14 protein-coding genes are annotated in these 16,472 nt (G+C 63.5%); 5 read left to right on the plus strand and 9 right to left on the minus strand.

The window, feature by feature from the left end:
- Positions 1-143: 143 nt before the first annotated feature.
- From ASF09_RS11990 to pgi, 6 genes are all read right to left on the minus strand, one after another.
- Positions 144-1,340, minus strand: a complete 1,197-nt coding sequence (locus ASF09_RS11990; RefSeq protein WP_060526434.1) for a thiolase family protein — start codon at positions 1,338-1,340, stop codon at positions 144-146.
- Positions 1,341-1,405: 65 nt separating this feature from the next.
- Positions 1,406-2,875 (minus strand): glucoamylase family protein, encoded by a 1,470-nt coding sequence (locus ASF09_RS11995; RefSeq protein WP_060526435.1) that lies wholly within the window; start codon positions 2,873-2,875, stop codon positions 1,406-1,408.
- Between the two features lie 67 nt (positions 2,876-2,942).
- Complete coding sequence (locus ASF09_RS12000; RefSeq protein ID WP_060526436.1) at positions 2,943-5,912, minus strand: TonB-dependent receptor; 2,970 nt, start codon at positions 5,910-5,912, stop codon at positions 2,943-2,945.
- A gap of 369 nt (positions 5,913-6,281) precedes the next feature.
- Positions 6,282-7,637 carry a glutathione-disulfide reductase gene (gene gorA / locus ASF09_RS12005; protein ID WP_060526437.1) on the minus strand — a complete coding sequence of 452 codons (1,356 nt, stop codon included), beginning with the start codon at positions 7,635-7,637 and terminating at the stop codon, positions 6,282-6,284.
- Positions 7,638-7,743: 106 nt separating this feature from the next.
- Positions 7,744-8,121, minus strand: a complete 378-nt coding sequence (locus ASF09_RS12010) for a DUF4174 domain-containing protein (RefSeq protein ID WP_060526438.1) — start codon at positions 8,119-8,121, stop codon at positions 7,744-7,746.
- Positions 8,122-8,312: 191 nt separating this feature from the next.
- Positions 8,313-9,803 (minus strand): glucose-6-phosphate isomerase, encoded by a 1,491-nt coding sequence (pgi, locus tag ASF09_RS12015; protein WP_060526439.1) that lies wholly within the window; start codon positions 9,801-9,803, stop codon positions 8,313-8,315.
- Positions 9,804-9,928: 125 nt separating this feature from the next.
- Between pgi and lepB the strand changes: the two genes are divergently transcribed.
- The 4 genes from lepB (at position 9,929) to lgt (ending at position 13,747) form a co-directional block, all read left to right on the plus strand.
- A complete protein-coding gene (gene lepB, locus ASF09_RS12020; RefSeq protein ID WP_060526776.1) occupies positions 9,929-10,750 on the plus strand; it encodes a signal peptidase I in 822 nt (273 codons plus the stop codon).
- The gene (rnc, locus tag ASF09_RS12025; protein WP_056065532.1) at positions 10,747-11,409 is read left to right on the plus strand and encodes a ribonuclease III; all 663 of its coding nucleotides are present in this window, start codon (positions 10,747-10,749) and stop codon (positions 11,407-11,409) included. The genes lepB and rnc overlap by 4 nt, the downstream gene beginning before the upstream one ends.
- A 235-nt stretch (positions 11,410-11,644) precedes the next feature.
- On the plus strand, positions 11,645-12,562 hold the full coding sequence (era, locus tag ASF09_RS12030; protein WP_235529812.1) for a GTPase Era: 918 nt from the start codon (positions 11,645-11,647) through the stop codon (positions 12,560-12,562).
- A gap of 345 nt (positions 12,563-12,907) precedes the next feature.
- Entirely contained in the window at positions 12,908-13,747 is an 840-nt protein-coding gene (gene lgt, locus ASF09_RS12035; protein WP_060526440.1) for a prolipoprotein diacylglyceryl transferase, read from the plus strand.
- Here lgt and ASF09_RS12040 read toward each other — a convergent pair whose 3' ends face one another.
- On the minus strand, positions 13,748-14,482 hold the full coding sequence (locus ASF09_RS12040; protein ID WP_060526441.1) for an NAD-dependent deacylase: 735 nt from the start codon (positions 14,480-14,482) through the stop codon (positions 13,748-13,750).
- A 46-nt stretch (positions 14,483-14,528) separates the two neighbouring features.
- Here ASF09_RS12040 and ASF09_RS12045 point away from each other — a divergent pair, with 46 nt between their 5' ends.
- Positions 14,529-15,032: a GNAT family N-acetyltransferase gene (locus ASF09_RS12045; protein WP_156359336.1), complete on the plus strand. Its 504-nt coding sequence runs from the start codon at positions 14,529-14,531 to the stop codon at positions 15,030-15,032.
- 847 nt (positions 15,033-15,879) lie between these two features.
- Here the strand turns inward: ASF09_RS12045 and ASF09_RS12050 are convergent.
- A complete protein-coding gene (locus ASF09_RS12050; RefSeq protein ID WP_056486409.1) occupies positions 15,880-16,071 on the minus strand; it encodes a DUF6771 family protein in 192 nt (63 codons plus the stop codon).
- Positions 16,071-16,292 carry a hypothetical protein gene (locus ASF09_RS12055; RefSeq protein WP_060526443.1) on the minus strand — a complete coding sequence of 74 codons (222 nt, stop codon included), beginning with the start codon at positions 16,290-16,292 and terminating at the stop codon, positions 16,071-16,073. Before ASF09_RS12055 ends, ASF09_RS12050 begins: the two co-directional genes overlap by 1 nt.
- Between the last annotated feature and the right edge of the window lie 180 nt (positions 16,293-16,472).

Here is a 16,472-nt window from a genome sequence, read left to right on the forward strand (position 1 = left end):
CTCGCATCCCCACCCGAGAAGCCGCGAACCTGCGCCGCCGCCAAGGTCTTGGCAACAACCCCCTCTCCTGTCGGGGAGAGGGAAGGGGCCCGCGGCGTCTTCGCCGTGGGAAGGGTGAGGGCACGCCCAGGTCGGCGCCTGCGTCAAACGATCTCGAACAACCCCGCCGCGCCCATGCCCCCCGCGGTGCACATCGACACCACCACATAGCGCACGCCGCGCTTGCGTCCCTCGATCAGCGCATGACCGACCAGCCGCGACCCCGTCATCCCGAACGGATGGCCGACCGCGATCGCGCCGCCGTTGACGTTATACTTCTCCGGATCGATCCCTAGGAAATCCCGGCAATACAGGCATTGCGACGCGAACGCCTCGTTCAACTCCCACAGCCCGATATCACCGACCGACAATCCCGCGCGGTCGAGCAGCTTCGGAATCGCGAAGATCGGCCCGATCCCCATCTCCGCCGGGCTGCACCCCGCCGCCTGGAACCCGCGATAGATACCGAGGATGTCCTTGCCCTCGGCTTCCGCGGTCCTGCGGTCCATCAGCAACTGCGCCGACGCGCCGTCCGACAGCTGGCTGGCGTTACCCGCGGTGACGCTCGACCCAGGCCCGGAGAACGCGCCACCCGGCCACACAGTCTTCAACCCCCGCAACCCATCGAGCGTCGTCGCCGCGCGAATCCCCTCGTCCTGCGACAGTGTGACGCTCTCGATCCCGGCATGCGCGCCCTGCCTGTCGTAGAGCGCCTTCTCGACCGTGATCGGGACGATCTCCTCGGCGAACGCACCGTTCGCGAGTCCAGCCGCAGCGCGCTGCTGGCTCATTGCGGCGTACGCGTCCTGCGCCTCACGGCTGATGCCGTATTTCTCCGCGACGATCTCGGCGGTCTCGATCATCGGGATATACGCCGCCGGCTCCTTGGCGATCACGCTCGCGTTGAGGTAGCGCGGCGCGTCCTTGGTCACGGTATAGCTGATCGACTCCATCCCGCCGGCCAGCGCCACGTCGGCTTCGTCGCAGATGATCGTCCGCGCCGCGAGCGCCACCGCGGTCAGCCCAGACCCGCATTTCCGGTCGAGCGTGAACGCAGGCACCGACTCGGGCAGCCCGCCGGCGAAGATCGCCATCCGCCCGGCATTGCCACCTTGCGTGCCATGCTGGTTGCCCACGCCCCAGAACACCTCGTCGATCCGCGCCGGATCGATCCCGGCGCGCTCGACCACCGCGTTCATCACGTGGCCCGCGAGCACCGGCGCCTCGGTCGCGTTGAACGCGCCGCGATACGCTTTGCCGATGGCGGTACGGGCGGTCGAGACGATGGCGGCTTCACGCATGCTGGAACCTTTCGAGGATCGGGTATGCCATTCCTCTAGGCGTTCCGGTGTGGCGGGGAAACCCCTCAGGGAACGCGGGCGAGCCATCCCCCGGTAAAGCCGGCACGGTCCAGCCCGCGGCGGATATGGGGGTTCTTCCGCATCGTGTTCCACACCATGCCGGTCCGCCAGTTCTCGATCATCGCGACGATCGGTCCCTGGTCGATCCCGAGATAGTCGTTGTCCACCCATCCGACGTCGGGGACGATGCGGCCGTGCTTCAACGGTTCGCCCATCTCGGTCAGCGTCGGGTTGAACGCATCGAAGAACCCGTATTTGCCGTAGATGCCCTTCCCATAGCGATCGTGCATCGCGGTGATCGCCGGGATGACGAGATCGGGCGCGAACACGATTGATCCGACCGCGGCGGTCGGTGCGAGCGTGCCGTCGTCGCGCGCGCCCGGGCCGCGCTCGGAGTAGCTGAAGAATTGGCGTTGCCGCCCGCCGATCGTCGCCTTGAAATCGCCCGGCCCGTCGCACGCGGTCAGCCCCCAGATATCCGGCCCATAGCCCGCGAACCCGGCGCCGTTGCTGCCGCCGTTGGCGATCGCATAGTCGCGCTGTGCGATCGTCGCGCGCTTGCTGTTCTCGAAATAATCGGTGTCCTTGGTCGCGATATACGCGTCGCGAATGCCGCGGAAATCGACCCAGACATGGCTGTACTGGTGGACGAACAGCGGCGGGTAATGGAGGTAGGCCGCGCCGTAGCGATCGGTCCAGCTCGGCTCGAACTTCGCGGTGAGCGCGGTCCAGGTCGACGGCGGCAGCGGATGCGTCGGCGAACCCAGCGCGAGGAGGTACATCAGCATCCCCTCGTTGTAGATGTTCCAGTCGCTCGGGATGAACCCGCTCTCGGGGTGCCAGCCCATCGACAGGAACGGCGCGCGCGGCGTGATCCAGGTCCAGTCGACCGCGCCGTAGATCTGGTCGGCCAGCGCCCGAATCCGCTGTTCCTCGGGGTGATCCGCATCGAACCAGCTCTGCGCGAACAGCATGCCCGCCAGCATCAGCGCGGTGTCGATCGTCGACACTTCCGCGCGCGCGAACCGCTGGCCCTTGGTGATGCCGAGGAAGTGGTAGAAGAATCCCTTGTAGCCGCTGTTACCGGTGGGTTCCGGCCCCATCCGCGCGTCGGCGAAGAACGACAAGGTGGCGAGCGTCCGCTTGCGCGCCTGTTCACGCGTGATCCAGCCGTTGACTACGCCGATCGGATACGCGGTGAGCGCGAAGCCGACTGCGGCAATCGACGAGAAGGACGGCGTCGGCCAGCGATCGAGCGCGAGCCCGGTCACCGGATTCGTCGTATCCCAGAAATACAGGAACGCGCGTTCCTGCAGATTGTCGATGAGGGGGTTGGTGGACGGGGCCGGGGCCGGCGTGAAGCCCGTAACCTCTTGAAACGCTTTGACGATCGGTCGTCCGACCGACGTACACCCTGCTGTCAGTCCGCCAAGTGATAGTGCGCCGGTGCCCAGAAACTGCCGTCTGTCGAGCATGGATACTCCTGATCGGGGACCGCCGATGGCGGCAGGCGACCAACATGGCCGCCCGCCGATTAACGCATCAGAAACGATATCCGACCCTGAACTGGAAGCGGCGCGGCAGGGTGAGCAGCCCGGTCGGCAGGTTGGTCGGCCCGCCGAAGCTGTAGGTCTCGCCGACCCCGAGGTTGCCCGAATACCCGGTATAGTTCTTGTTGTTGAAGGCGTTGAGCAGGTCGACCGCGACGTTGATATTGTGCGTGTTGAACACCTTGATGTTGTTCTGCAGCGTCAGATTGACCTCGCAGAACGCGAACACGCTGCCGAGGCAGTTCTTCGGCCGGTACAGCGATCGGATGGTCTGCTGGTTGACGCTGGTGCCGCCGGACTGGTCGAGCAGCTGGAATGCGGTACCGCTGCCCAGCGTAGTGAGCGTCGAGAACTGGAACCCGACCGGCAGGTCGACGATGCCCGACAGGACGATCCGGTGGCGCTCGTCCTGATCGGCGATCGGCCGCCAGCCATATTTATCGGGCGTCACCTTATCGAGGCTGAACAGATCGCCGCCGTCCTGCTCCGCCTTTGACAGCGTGTAGGCGAGGTTGAGGCCCCACCCCGACGACACGGTGTAATCCTTGTCGATCGTCACGAGCAGCGCCTTGTAGCGCGTGCGCAGGCCATCATAGCCGATCAGCACGTTGCCGAAGCCGTTCTCGCGTGGGATCGTCGTATCACAGCACGATCCGTCCGCGTTGCGCGTCGCGAACAGATGCGTGTAGCCGTTCTGCCCGCGGACATACGACCCGGTCACCGAAGCGCGGAAGATGCCGAACTTCTGGCGCAGGCCAAGGCTGAACTGGTCGGTCGACGGCGCCTTCGCGTTGTTCTTGACGGCGAACAGTTCGGGCAGGCCGGTCTGCGCGGTCTGGCGCAGCGCGAGCAGGCCTTCCCGCGTCTGATAGCTTTCGTTCCACACCACGGTGGGGTTGCCGTCGCGCGGCTGGCCATCGCGCGAGAAGTAGAAGATTCCGGTCTGGTATTGCAGGCGGAATTGCTCGTCGAGCGTGTTGTTGAAGACGTTGCGGTCGTAATATTTTCCGTAGCCGCCGAACAGGACGGTGCGCTGATCGTCGTTGAAGTCGTAGCTAAAGCCAACGCGCGGCTGGAACATGTCCTTGCGGGTCGGGCGATCGGTGCCGTCGGTGATGTAGTTCGCAGGATCGAAATAATCGGTCCGGGGCAGCGCGTTCAACGTCGTGACGGCCGCGGCGGGCGTGCGATACTTGTTGTTGAACAGATTGCTTTCGTAGTCCCAGCGCAAGCCGAGGTTGAGCTGCAGCTTACTGGTGATATCCCAGTCGTCCTGCAGATACACGCCGAGCTGTGAGTTCGACGCGATGATCCGCGGATTGCCCACGCCGAGCTGCGCGGTGGCCGGGAAGCTGAAATCGAGCCCTCTTTTTGCGTCGTTCTGGAAAAAGTAGTTCGGCTGGACGTAGAAATTCTTGGTAAAGTCGTAATCCTGGAACGCAAAGCGGATGCCGCCCTTGATCACGTGGTTGTCCAGGCCATTATACGTCAGGTCGTCGCGCAACGTGTAGCTCTGCTGGCTGATCCGCTGCGTCGAATCCTTGCCGCCGAAGGTGATGACGCCCTCGAACTGGAAGCTGGGATCGTCGGGGTTGAGCGACGACGGATTGTAGACCGTGTCGAGATAGGTCGCGTTGAATTCGTTGACGAAGCTGTCGCCGGTATAGGTCCATTTGTACGTGTAGGTGTCGGTCTTGTTGATCTTGTTGACCGCCGCCGAATACGCGATGTTGGCCGAGCCGAAATTGGCGCCGAACCCGGTGATGTCGGTCTCCTGGCGGCGGCTGAACGACAGGTCGAACACCTGGCGCTCGTCGGGCGTGAAGGTCAGCTTGCCGAAATAGAAGTCGCCGCGATACGGGCTGACATAGGTGCCTTCATACTGGCCAAAGCGCGCGAGGTTTTGCGGCGTCGGGGTGCCGACGGTCACGCTCGATGCGCGATCCTGGTCGTTGCCTTCGTAGGCGCCGAAGAAGAACAGCTTGTCCTTGATGATCGGGCCGCCGAGCGAAATGCCGTATTGCTTGCGCTCGAACTTCGGTTTGTCCCGGCCGGCACGCTGGTCGATGATGTTGGCGGCGGTCAGGCTGCGGTCGGTATATTGGCCGAACATCTCGCCGTGGAAATCGTTGGTGCCCGACTTGGTGATCGCGGTGATGATCGCCGACCCGGCCTGTTCGTATTCGGCCTTGTAGTTCTGCGTCAGGACGCGGAATTCGCCGACTGCGAGCTGCCCGAACGGGTTGCCGCGGCTGTCGGTCTGGCCGGCGATTCCGCCCAGCGTCTGGCTCTTCAGGCTGGTGCCGTCGATGAAGACGTTGACCTGGCTCGCGGGCGAGGCGCCGGCGGTGATGCCCTTGTTGGTCTCGCTGTCGTTGTAGCGCACGCCCGGCGCGAGCGCGGCGAACGTCAGGAAGTTGCGATCGCCCTGCGGCAGGATGCGGATCTGGTTCTGGCTGACGTTGGTCGCGACTTCGGAGGTCTTGGTCTCGACCAGTTTCCCCGCGGTGACGACGATCTCGCCGCCTTCGTTGGCCCCGCCGGTGGTTGTGCCGGTGGTCGTGCCACCCTCGGCGGTCGCGCTGGCAGCAGGGGCCGCCGCGGTTGGTGCCGCGAGCACCGCGTCGAGCGTCGCGGACTGGCCGACACCGACCGAGATACGCTGCGCCGAAATCTTGCCGTCGGCACCGGTGAACGTGATCGTGTAGGTGGCGGGGCGCAGACCGTTCAGCACATAGCTGCCGGTCGCGCTGGTGGTCGCGCGGAACGTCTGGTTGGTCCCGTCATTGACCGCGACCACGGTCGCGCCAGCGACCGTCGCCCCGGCCGCATCGCGCACCTGGCCGCGGATCGCCGCGGTCGTGGTCTGCGCCGATGCAGGTGCGATCAGCGCTGCGGTCGAGCCGAGTATCGTCGTCGTTGCCAATGCGGCGCGCAACGCCGTGGCCATCATCGTCTTCATGTCCCAAAGTCCCCTGTTGGGAAGGCGCATCGGGACAGACGGTACGCGCATCGCACCGTCGGTCGGGCTGTGCGCCGACTGTCGGTATCCTGCGTCGCGATTTCCCGCGCTTCCATGCCCTGATCCACTCCCGCGAACCGCTCCTCATGGAGACGGTCCCGGCGCCGCGCATGTTTGCGTATGCTGCCGGGAGAGGGGGCTTACGCCGCGGTTTGGCCGGCATCCAGCCTTCGGCCAGGCGGCGTGGTCATTGCGCGACAAGACGTGTCTTTTCCGCAACAACCCATGTGTTGCATAAAGTTACGTCGTATTACTTAAGATCAAGGTGGGGATTAGCCTCGAAGTAGCGTCGTCGGATATAGTAAACCCTTATTTCATAAGGACTAATTCTTCCGCCATCGTCGGATGCAGCGCGACCGTCGCGTCGAAGTCGGCCTTGGTCAGCCCGGCCTTCACCGCCACCGCGGCCGATTGCAGGATCTCGGGGCAGTCGGGCCCGATCATGTGGATACCCACCACCCGGTCGGTCTCGCCGTCGCAGATCATCTTGTACAGCGAGCGCTCGTTGCGGCCCGCCAGCACGTTCTTCATCGGCCGGAAGTCGGACGTGTAGACCTTCACCGATCCCAGCGCCTGCTTGGCCTGGGATTCGGTCATGCCCACGCCGGCCATCGGCGGGTGGCTGAACACCGCGGCGGGGACGTTGGCGTAATCGACTCGTGTCGGCTTGCCGCCGAAGAATGTGTCGGCGAATGCCTGCCCTTCGCGGATCGCGACCGGGGTCAGCTGGATGCGGTTGGTGACGTCGCCGACCGCGAAGATCGAGTCGCAGCTCGACTTGTTGTCCTCGTCGACGATCACCGCACCCGCCGCGTCTATCTCCACGCCCGCGGTGTCGAGGCCGAGGCCCTTGGTGTTGGGCAGGCGGCCGGTCGCGAACATCACGAGGTCGACGACGATCGGCTCATGACCCTTCATGCTGACCGTCAGGCAGCCGTCTTCGCCTTTCTCGATGCTCTCGAACGCGGCGTTGAAGCGGAAATCGATGCCCTTGCTCATCGAGATCTGGAGCAGGCGGTCGCGGATCGATTCGTCATAGCCGCGCAGGATCACGTCGGTCCGATTGACCAGCGTGACGTGCGACCCGAACTGGTGGAAGATCCCGGCGAATTCGTTGGCGATATAGCCCGCGCCGGCGATCAGTACGCGCTTCGGCACGTCGTCGAGGTGGAACACTTCGTTCGAGGTGATGCCGTGCTCGGCGCCGGGGAACTCGGGCACCAGCGGATGCGCGCCGACCGCGATCAGGATCTTCGCGGCGGTCTTCACGGTGCCATCGGCCAGCGTGACTTCGTTTGGCCCCGAGACGACCGCACGCTGGTGGATGATGTCGACATGATTGTTCTGTAGCGTGGTCGTGTAGGCGCCGTTGATCCGGTCGACCTCCTCCATGACGTTGTCGCGCAGCGTGGGCCAGCTGAACGCACAATTGTCGGGCACCTGCCAGCCGAACCGCTTGGCGTCCTTCAGATCCTCGGCGAAATGCGCGCCGTAGATCAGCAGCTTCTTCGGCACGCAGCCACGGATGACGCAGGTTCCGCCGACCCGATACTCCTCGGCGACCGCGACGCGCGCGCCGTGCGCGGCGGCGACGCGCGACGCACGCGTGCCGCCCGAGCCTGCGCCGATGACGAAGAGGTCATAGTCGAATTGGGTATCGGTCACAGGCAGTCCTTGCAGGTCGCGCGGCGCTTCGCGGCTTTACATGCCATCTGGGGCAGGGTGGATGCGGCGGCAACCCCGCCGCGGCGATCACACTGATCGGCTCAGCCTATCTCTGGCCCGCCTTCCGCATCGGCATCGCGTCGATCGTCGCCTCCAGCGCGTCGGCGGGGAAGGGCTTGCCGCTACGCAGTTTCTCGCCACCGTCCTTGCCGATCAGGATCGCGGTGAAGGTAGCGGGGAGGTGGTATTTGCGGCGGAGCGCTGCGGCCGAGTCGCTTGCGCCTCGGACCGTGTAGCCGACGACCTCGACGATGGTGAGGTCCCGAGCGGCGGCTCTGGTTTTCCACCCGGCGAGGATGCGGCGTTGCTCAGCGAGTGCGGGATCTTCAGCGGTCGGAGCAGAGACGACTAACACGCGCCGATCCCACTTCATCTGCGCGACAGTAGGAGAGGCGGCGAGCGCGACGGCGAGGAGTAGCGGCATAATTAGATAACGCCGGAAGCGGGCTTGTGCTCCCCTCCACCACAACCACCCCGGCGAAGGCCGGGGCCCAATTGGAAAGGTGGTTATTTAATAAACTGCGGTTCGCCCAATTGGGCCCCGGCCTTCGCCGGGGTGGAGTAGCTGAGGGCAACTTCAGAAAAAAGGGAAGGGGGCTACCCTCCCCCAAAATCTCACCCAAACGCGCGCTTGATCAGATCATCCGTCGAAGGATCGAACGTCTGCCCGCCCTTCTCAGCAGCCTTCGCCATTTCCTTGCCCAGCTCCACCCCGAACTGGTCGAACGAATTGATCCCCAGCAGCACGCCGTTCACGAACACCCGGTGCTCGTAAAACGCGATCAGCGCGCCCAGCGTCCGCGCATCCAGATCATCGAGCAGCAACGTCGAAGACGGCCGATCGCCCGAATAGCTCCGCGCCGGATCCTCGACCTGCTTGCCGGCCATCAGCGCCGCACCCTGCGCGAACGCGTTGAGCAACAGCGCCCGGTGATGCTCCTCAGGCAACGTATCGCCCGGCTCGATCACCGCGATGAACTCGACCGGCACGAGATGCGTGCCCTGATGGAGCAACTGGAACACAGCATGCTGCGCCTCCGTACCGACGCCACCCCAAGTGATCGCCGCCGAAGGACGCCCGAGCGGCTGCCCGTCGACCGTCACAGACTTGCCGTTCGACTCCATCTCCAGCTGCTGGAGATAGCTCGGCAGCAACCGCAACCGCTCGTCATACGCGAACGGCGCGCGCGTCTCGGCATGGCGAATCTGCGTATAATACAGGTCGGCGAACGCCGCGAGCGCCGGCGCGTTCTCATGCAGCGCCGCAAGCCGGAAATGCCGATCCATCTCGGCAGCACCCTCGAGCAGTTCCTCGAACCGATCCCACCCCAGCGCGATCGCCGCCGGGAAACCGATCGTCGACCACAGCGAATACCGCCCACCGACGCTCTCCGCGAACGGCAGGATGCGGGTCTCGTCGACGCCCCATTCCATCGCCTTCTCGGGCGACGCGGTCAGCGCGATCACGCGGCCATACGGATCCTCGACATTATGCTCGGTCATCCACTGCAGCACGCTTTCGGCGTTCATCAGCGTCTCGGTCGTGGTGAACGTCTTCGAAGCGACCACCAACAATGTCGCGGCCGGATCGAACTTCGCGAACACGTCTTCCAGCGCCACGCCGTCGACATTCGCGACGATCGCCACATCATACCGCTTGTCGTCACGCCCCAGCGCATCGACCAGCAGTTGCGGCCCCAGCGCCGATCCACCGATCCCGACGTGCAGGATATGCCGCACCGGCCCGAGCGCTTCCGCCTCGATCGCATCGATCAGCGTCCGCATCCGCTGATGGCTCGCCTGCGCGATCGCGACGCTCTCGGGCTTGCCCTCGCCGCGCTCGGCAGTGTGCTCGACCGCGCGGCCCTCGGTGACGTTGACGACCTCGCCCGAGAACAGCGCCTGGCGCTTGCCCGACAGGTCCTGCGCCTTCGCGATTTCCTCGAACGCGGTGACCATGTCCGTCGTCAGGTGAGTCTTCGACCAGTCGAAGTGGATCCCCGCGACATCGAGGCTCAGCTTCGAGAGGCGCTCCGAGTCCGCCGCGAACAGGTCGGTCAGCTTGGTGGCGGGCAGGGCTTCGATCTTGGACCAGTCGGCGGTCATGCTACTTCTCCGAATAGACGTGCGCGCCGGTCATGCTGCAAGCGCGAGACCGCGACAACGCTCTTTCGACGTTCGGTATCCTGCACACGCTTGACGATCCGCGCCGTCTGCGCAAACCCGCGAGCATGGCAAATGACGTGAAGACACCCGCGCGGTCCAAGACGCCTCGCTCCGAAACGAGCGAGACCTTTCGCTTCCTGCTGAAGCTCGCACTGGTCGTGCTTATCCTGCGCAGCTTCATCTTCGCGCCGTTCAGCATCCCGTCCGAATCGATGCTCCCCCGCCTGCTGATCGGCGACTATCTCTTCGTCTCGAAGTGGAACTACGGCTACTCGCGCTGGTCGCTCCCCGCGGGCATCCCGCTGATCCCCGGCCGCATCTTCGGCAGCACGCCGACCCGCGGCGACGTCGTCGTCTTCCGCGCGCCCGAAGTGCTCGATCACGACGTCATCAAGCGCGTCATCGGCCTCCCCGGCGAGACCATCCAGATGCGCCAGGGCACGGTCTACCTCAACGGCAAGGCGATCCCGAAGCTCCGCATCGCCGACTTCACGATTCCGCTGACCGAGAACTTCAACGCCGAGAAATGCGGCGCGCCGTTCGTCGACGTCGTCGCAAACGTCCAGATCTGCCGTTACCCCCGCTTCCGCGAAACGCTTCCGGGCGGTCGCAGCTACGAAGTCCTCGACCAGGCCGAACTCCCCGACCGCGACGACACCGGGCTCTACACGATCCCCGCCGGCCACATCTTCGTGATGGGCGACAACCGCGACGACAGCGGCGACAGCCGGTTCCCCGCGCCGCAGGGCATGGGCTACGTCCCGCTCGAGAACGTCGAGGGCAAGGCGGTCGTCAACTTCTTCTCGACCGACGGCGACGGCGAATGGCTGAAGCCTTGGACGTGGGTCAGTGCCGCGCGCTGGAGCCGTATCGGGGAAGGCTTTTGAGCGACCTCGCCGGCTGGCTGAAGACGCTCTTCGGCCGCGCACCGACCAACCTCGCCCCCTATGAGCGCGCGCTCACGCACGGCAGCCAGGCCGCGGCGAACTACGAGCGACTCGAGTTCCTCGGCGACCGTGTCCTCGGCCTGATCATCGCGGAGTGGCTGTACGAACTGTTCGCGACCGACCCCGAAGGCTCGCTGTCGAAACGCCTCAACGCACTCGTCACCGGCCCGGTCTGCGCCGACGTCGCGCGAGAACTCGGCGTCCGCGCGCACCTCAAACTCGGCAAGCAGGCCCGCGACGACGGCGCGAGCGACAGCGACAACGTGCTCGGCGACGTGATGGAGGCGCTGATCGGCGCCTGGTATCAGGAAGCCGGCCTCGACGCCGCGCGCAAGTTCGTCCGCGGCGCTTGGGGAGATCGCGTTCAGGCCGGCGCAAAAGCCCCGCAACACCCCAAGTCCGCCCTCCAGGAATGGGCCGCCGCCCACAACCGCAAGCCCCCCGAATACACCATCGTCGAACGCACCGGCCCCGGCCACGCCCCGAAATTCACGATGCTCGTCTCGGTCGGCAAGCTCGCCGAAGCGACCGCGACGGGTTCCAGCAAACAGGAAGCCGAGACTGCCGCGGCCAAGGCACTGCTCGAGAAGCTGGGCTGAGAAGGCAGTTTTGTTCGCGCGAAGGCGCAAAGGCGCGAAGGTGCTGCGCTTAGCTAATCAGGTCTCGCCCCAAACGGCTCCGAGATATTCGGCGGCGCATAATCACGAGAGGTGCAAGCCTCATCCACACCACCTTTGCGCCTTCGCGTGAACCAAACTGCCTTCTCGCCACGCGATGACGGCCGGCCATTTTTTCTATACAGCCGCGCATAACACCAGTTCGAAAAGAGCATATGTGACTGAAACGAATATCAACCCCGATACCAAGCATTGCGGCCTAGTCGCCATCGTCGGCGCGCCGAACGCGGGCAAGTCGACGCTCGTCAACGCGCTCGTCGGCCAGAAGGTCGCGATCGTCAGCCCCAAGGCGCAGACGACGCGCGCCAAGCTGATGGGCGTCGCGATCGAGGGCGACACGCAGATCCTGCTCGTCGACACCCCCGGCATCTTCGAGCCCAAGCGCCGCTTCGACCGCGCGATGGTCGCCGCCGCCTGGGGTGGCGCGGAAGGCTCCGACATCATCGCACTGGTGGTCGACGCGAAGGGCGGCATTGGCGGCAAGGTCACGACGATCGTCGAGTCGCTGGTCGGCCGCACCGAGCCGATCTGGCTGATCCTCAACAAGGTCGATCTCGCCGACAAGACCAAGCTGCTGATCCACGCCGAAAAATTGAACGCACTGCTCCCGTTCGCGGAAACGTTCTTCATCAGCGCCGGCACCGGCGACGGCCTCGCCCACTTCAAGACGCAGCTCGCCAAGGCGATGCCAGAAGGCCCGTGGCACTACCCCGAGGACCAGGTCTCCGACTCGACCGAGCGCGCACTGGCCTCCGAAGTCACGCGCGAGCAGCTCTATCTCCAGCTCCACGCCGAACTCCCCTATGCGAGCACGATCGAGACCGAGCAGTATATCGAACGCCAGGACGGCTCGTTGGAGATCCACCAGCAGATCCTCGTCGAACGCCCCACCCAGCGCGCGATCGTGCTCGGCAAGGGCGGCGTCCGCATCAAGGAGATCGGCGCTCGCTCCCGCATCGAACTCGCCTCGATCACCGGCAAGCCCGTCCACTTGTACCTGCACGTAAAGGTCAAACCCGGCTGGGACGAAGACCGCGAAGTCTACCGCGACATGGGCCTCGACTGGGTGGATTAGGGTTCAACACATACCACCCCGGCGAAGGCCGGGGCCCGATTGGGGCACGTTCGTAACCGCAGCCAGCGCACCGTTACTTTGACCTCTCCAATTGGGCCCCGGCCTTCGCCGGGGTGGGAGCCGAGCTGTGTGGCGTAGCGTTTAAATTAAAGAAGGATGTTCCCCCGCGAAGGCGGGGGGGCAGACTGGGCCCCCGCCTTCGCGGGGGAACATCTCGGGTCAGTATTTCGCGATCCGATCCCGCAATAGTAAACCGTTACTTGATCGCCCGGCCGAAACTGCGCCGTTCTCTCGCCCGCGCATGCTATCGTTCTCACGCCCGCTCAGCCGGACGAGGACCACACGATGCTGACTATGATCGATGCGACCTCAGCGATCCGCTACGACCAGCTTCCTCTTTCCCCGGTCGCCTGGGATTTCGGCCTGTTCCAGCTTAGATGGTACGCGCTCAGTTACATCGCGATGATCGCCTTGGGCTGGTGGTACCTGCGGAAAATGCTTCGGCGATCCGGCGCGCCGATGGCCGAACGCCACGTCGACGACCTCGTCTTCTACCTGACGCTCGGGATCATCATCGGCGGCCGCCTTGGCTATTGCCTGTTCTACCGGCCGGAAATCTGGCGCGATCCGCTGGACGTACTGAAACTCTGGCAGGGCGGGATGTCGCTGCATGGCGGGTTCCTCGGCGTGATTGTCAGCCTCATTGTGTTCACCCGCCGTCATCGCCTCTCGCTGCTCCGCGTCTGCGATTATGTCGCGTGCGCGACGCCGTTCGGCCTCGTGCTGGTACGGATCGCCAATTTCGTGAACGGGGAATTATGGGGCCGGCCGAGTTCGCTGCCTTGGGCGGTGATCTTCCCCGGCACGCAGGACGGCATCCCCCGCCATCCGAGCCAGTTGTACGAGGCCGCGCTTGAGGGCGGCGTCACCATGATCGTGCTCGCGTATCTGTTCTGGCACACCGACGCACGGCTCCATCCGGGGCGGCTGCTCGGCACGGGCCTGATCCTCTACGGCACAGCGCGGTTCCTGCTTGAGTTCGTCCGCCAGCCCGACGCGGGGCTCGATCACCTGTGGTGGGGACTGACGATGGGGCAGACGCTCAGCGTGCCGATGATCGTGGCGGGTATCTGGCTCTGGACGCGGTCCTATATGCGATCGTCCGTCACGCCCGTGCCTATCTGACTATCGGCCCAGCACCTCGTCCACCCAAGCCGGCACCAGCACCCCCGCCGCGCCGATCCGCGTCTGCTCGAAGAACACGCTCCCCATCGACGGATCGAGGTTCAATTCCAGCGTCCGCGCACCGTGATACGCCGCGGTCTGCACGAACCCCGCCGCGGGATACACCGCGCCCGACGTGCCGATCGACACGAACAGGTCGGCCTTCGCCAGTGCGGCCTCGATCCGCTCCATATGGTACGGCATCTCCCCAAAGAACACGATGTCCGGCCGCAACGCCGCCGCCCCGCACGCGCCGCACACCGACCCCTCCGACAACGCCCCCGACCAAGACTCACGCGCCCCACAAACGGCACACAGCGCCGACAATAACTCGCCATGCATATGCAGTATCCGCGTCGCCCCCGCCCGCTCATGCAGGTCGTCCACATTCTGCGTGACGATCAGCAACTCGCCCTCCCAAGCCGCATCCAGCCGCGCCAGCGCGTGGTGTGCGGCGTTAGGTTCGACCGTCGCCAGAGCCGCACGCCGCAGATCGTAGAACCGGTGCACCAGTTCCGGATCCGCCGCGAGCGCCTCGGGGGTGCACACGTCTTCAACGCGATGTTTTTTTCTAACGCCATCGGGGTCAATGTATTCCCAATATAAATCAGTGCCTTGAGTGCGAAATGTAGGGATGCCGCTTTCGGCGGAAATGCCTGCCCCGGTAAGGATGACAATGGATTCATATGGTGCCATCGTGATCCACCTCGCTTTCTTTTAGCGGCCGGAAAGGTCTCCATATATGCCAACGCTCGTAAATCCGATGGACTCCTTCAAGTCCTTCGAACCAGCACTTAAGCGTGGCGAGTTGAAGGTTGAGCGGGGCCGCATCGATCCTTCGTTGATCATTCATGCAGACGAGCCACAGGGGAAGGTGCGCATTACATATGCGCGGATGGACGGCAATTCGGTGGTTGGGATTGCCATTATAACGCCCGCCGAATTTGAAAACGGTTTGCCAGTTTTTCAAATTGGTTACGCGGTTCCACAGCACCTTCGGAAGCGTGGCATTGCCAAGAAACTGGTTCAAGCCGCGATCGATGAGTTCACCTCGGGCGTAAAGCGCGGAGGCGTAGTGCACTTCTACATTGAAGCGATGGTAGGCGTGAAGAACATTGGATCGCAAAAAGTCGCTGCGCATGTGATCGGCGGCGAACCCCGAGAAACGAAGGACCACAATTCGGGAGAGGCTATTCTTCAATATATCAAAGAAATCGGGCAAGGCACGAACCAGTCCCCAAAGTAGGCGCTATCTGGAAACCGCCCCCGCGCAACCTGATTTAACCTCGTAACCGCCGCTGCAACGCCTTCCACCCGTTTTCGTCGGCCGGGAAGAAATTCAAAACAGTTGGCTTGTCCATCGTTGGGTTAAGCGATCCAGCTTTCGATCCACACCTACGGCATCGGAAGTGGTCGCTTGCGGAGCGTCCCAGAGCGCCCGTTAGCGAGTCTGGCCAGCGATGGAGCCGGAACCATGTCGAGGCCCCGTAGGCGTCCACGATCCCTTCATTCTGGCAATGGCCGTTTCGGCACGACACATGGATGTTCGTGCCATGTCGGACGAAGTCGTAGAGCGAGTGAAATGTCTTGCTGCCCATACCTTCGGATAGAACAATACGAGAACGATTCGCAACCCGATAGCGCTCAAGGGCGCGGGATGGTCGTGCTCTACGCACTCGAACAACTGGAATGAGTATGTCGGTTTACTCAACCGGTTCGGTCAAGAATATTCAGTAATATCAGGTGCCTAGTGGAGAGCGTCACATTTTCGAATTAAAGCGGGTTGACCTTTGAGCTTCGAAGTGGTCCACAGCCTGAAGGGCTACCGTAATCAACCAACGAAAAAACGACCCATCTAATCGCATCGGCTTGGTGGCCCCTGATTAAAGCTTTCCGTGGAAGGCTTTTTGCGAGCGAGGTGTGTTGTGAATCGTTATCAAGCTATCGTAGAAGTCATCCGTTTGGTGCCAGAGCGCCGACGCGGTTTAATCGCGACCATAGCAGTATCCATACTTGGATTGCCTGCTTTGGCCGGGCTTACAATGGCCGTAGCTGCCCTGATCCATCATTGAAGTGCGTATCGCGCCCATTGATCACAACGGTAGCGCAAGTTGCGCCGCATCCTTTGCGACCGGTTGAAACAGCGCCGCATATATATGCTGGCCAAGCTCGCGCTTTGCATCTTCACGCAACCGCTCCTGTGGAACGGTTAAAGCGATCTTCGCCCAAGCGGGCGCATCTTCGATAAGTTGGCCGATCCGTTCGGCAGTGATGACGCCACCCATTAGAGGTGGCCGGTCGAATATGTCGCGTAGACAGACAGCCCGCGACGGGCGAATTCCGCCTCGATCGGCGCGAGTAACGATTCAGGACCGTCCTCGATGGCTTGGAAGTAGATCGACTGCATCTCACACGGGCGGATGTCCGGGAGAATTTCGACAATCAGATTGTGGGTCTGGCTGAAGGGCTGTGCGCCGATGCGCATCGACTCGGGTGCGTGTTTCATATTGCGAGCATAGCGGAACAAAAGCAGAACGCCAGAGCCCTAGCTGCGAGCAACTCACTGTTGACCACTGCCTGCTAATAATGGCACAAGGTAGTCAGAGTTTCCGAGGCCGATAGCCCCGGCATCCAAGTCGTACTCCGACTACCCCGAATTCGATTAATTTCGATTGGAGTAGCGTGA

This window comes from Sphingomonas sp. Leaf242, from assembly GCF_001422045.1.
GTDB lineage: Bacteria > Pseudomonadota > Alphaproteobacteria > Sphingomonadales > Sphingomonadaceae > Sphingomonas.

Excerpts from the sequence above, each read along its gene's own strand:
- ASF09_RS11990 (WP_060526434.1), bottom strand. The coding sequence starts at position 1,340 with ATGCGTGAAGCCGCCATCGTCTCGACCGCCCGTACCGCCATCGGCAAA.
- ASF09_RS11995 (WP_060526435.1), bottom strand. The coding sequence starts at position 2,875 with ATGCTCGACAGACGGCAGTTTCTGGGCACCGGCGCACTATCACTTGGC.
- ASF09_RS12000 (WP_060526436.1), bottom strand. The coding sequence starts at position 5,912 with ATGAAGACGATGATGGCCACGGCGTTGCGCGCCGCATTGGCAACGACG.
- ASF09_RS12010 (WP_060526438.1), bottom strand. The coding sequence starts at position 8,121 with ATGCCGCTACTCCTCGCCGTCGCGCTCGCCGCCTCTCCTACTGTCGCG.
- pgi (WP_060526439.1), bottom strand. The coding sequence starts at position 9,803 with ATGACCGCCGACTGGTCCAAGATCGAAGCCCTGCCCGCCACCAAGCTG.
- lepB (WP_060526776.1), top strand. The coding sequence starts at position 9,929 with ATGGCAAATGACGTGAAGACACCCGCGCGGTCCAAGACGCCTCGCTCC.
- lgt (WP_060526440.1), top strand. The coding sequence starts at position 12,908 with ATGCTGACTATGATCGATGCGACCTCAGCGATCCGCTACGACCAGCTT.
- ASF09_RS12040 (WP_060526441.1), bottom strand. The coding sequence starts at position 14,482 with ATGGCACCATATGAATCCATTGTCATCCTTACCGGGGCAGGCATTTCC.
- ASF09_RS12045 (WP_156359336.1), top strand. The coding sequence starts at position 14,529 with ATGCCAACGCTCGTAAATCCGATGGACTCCTTCAAGTCCTTCGAACCA.
- ASF09_RS12050 (WP_056486409.1), bottom strand. The coding sequence starts at position 16,071 with ATGGGTGGCGTCATCACTGCCGAACGGATCGGCCAACTTATCGAAGAT.
- ASF09_RS12055 (WP_060526443.1), bottom strand. The coding sequence starts at position 16,292 with ATGAAACACGCACCCGAGTCGATGCGCATCGGCGCACAGCCCTTCAGC.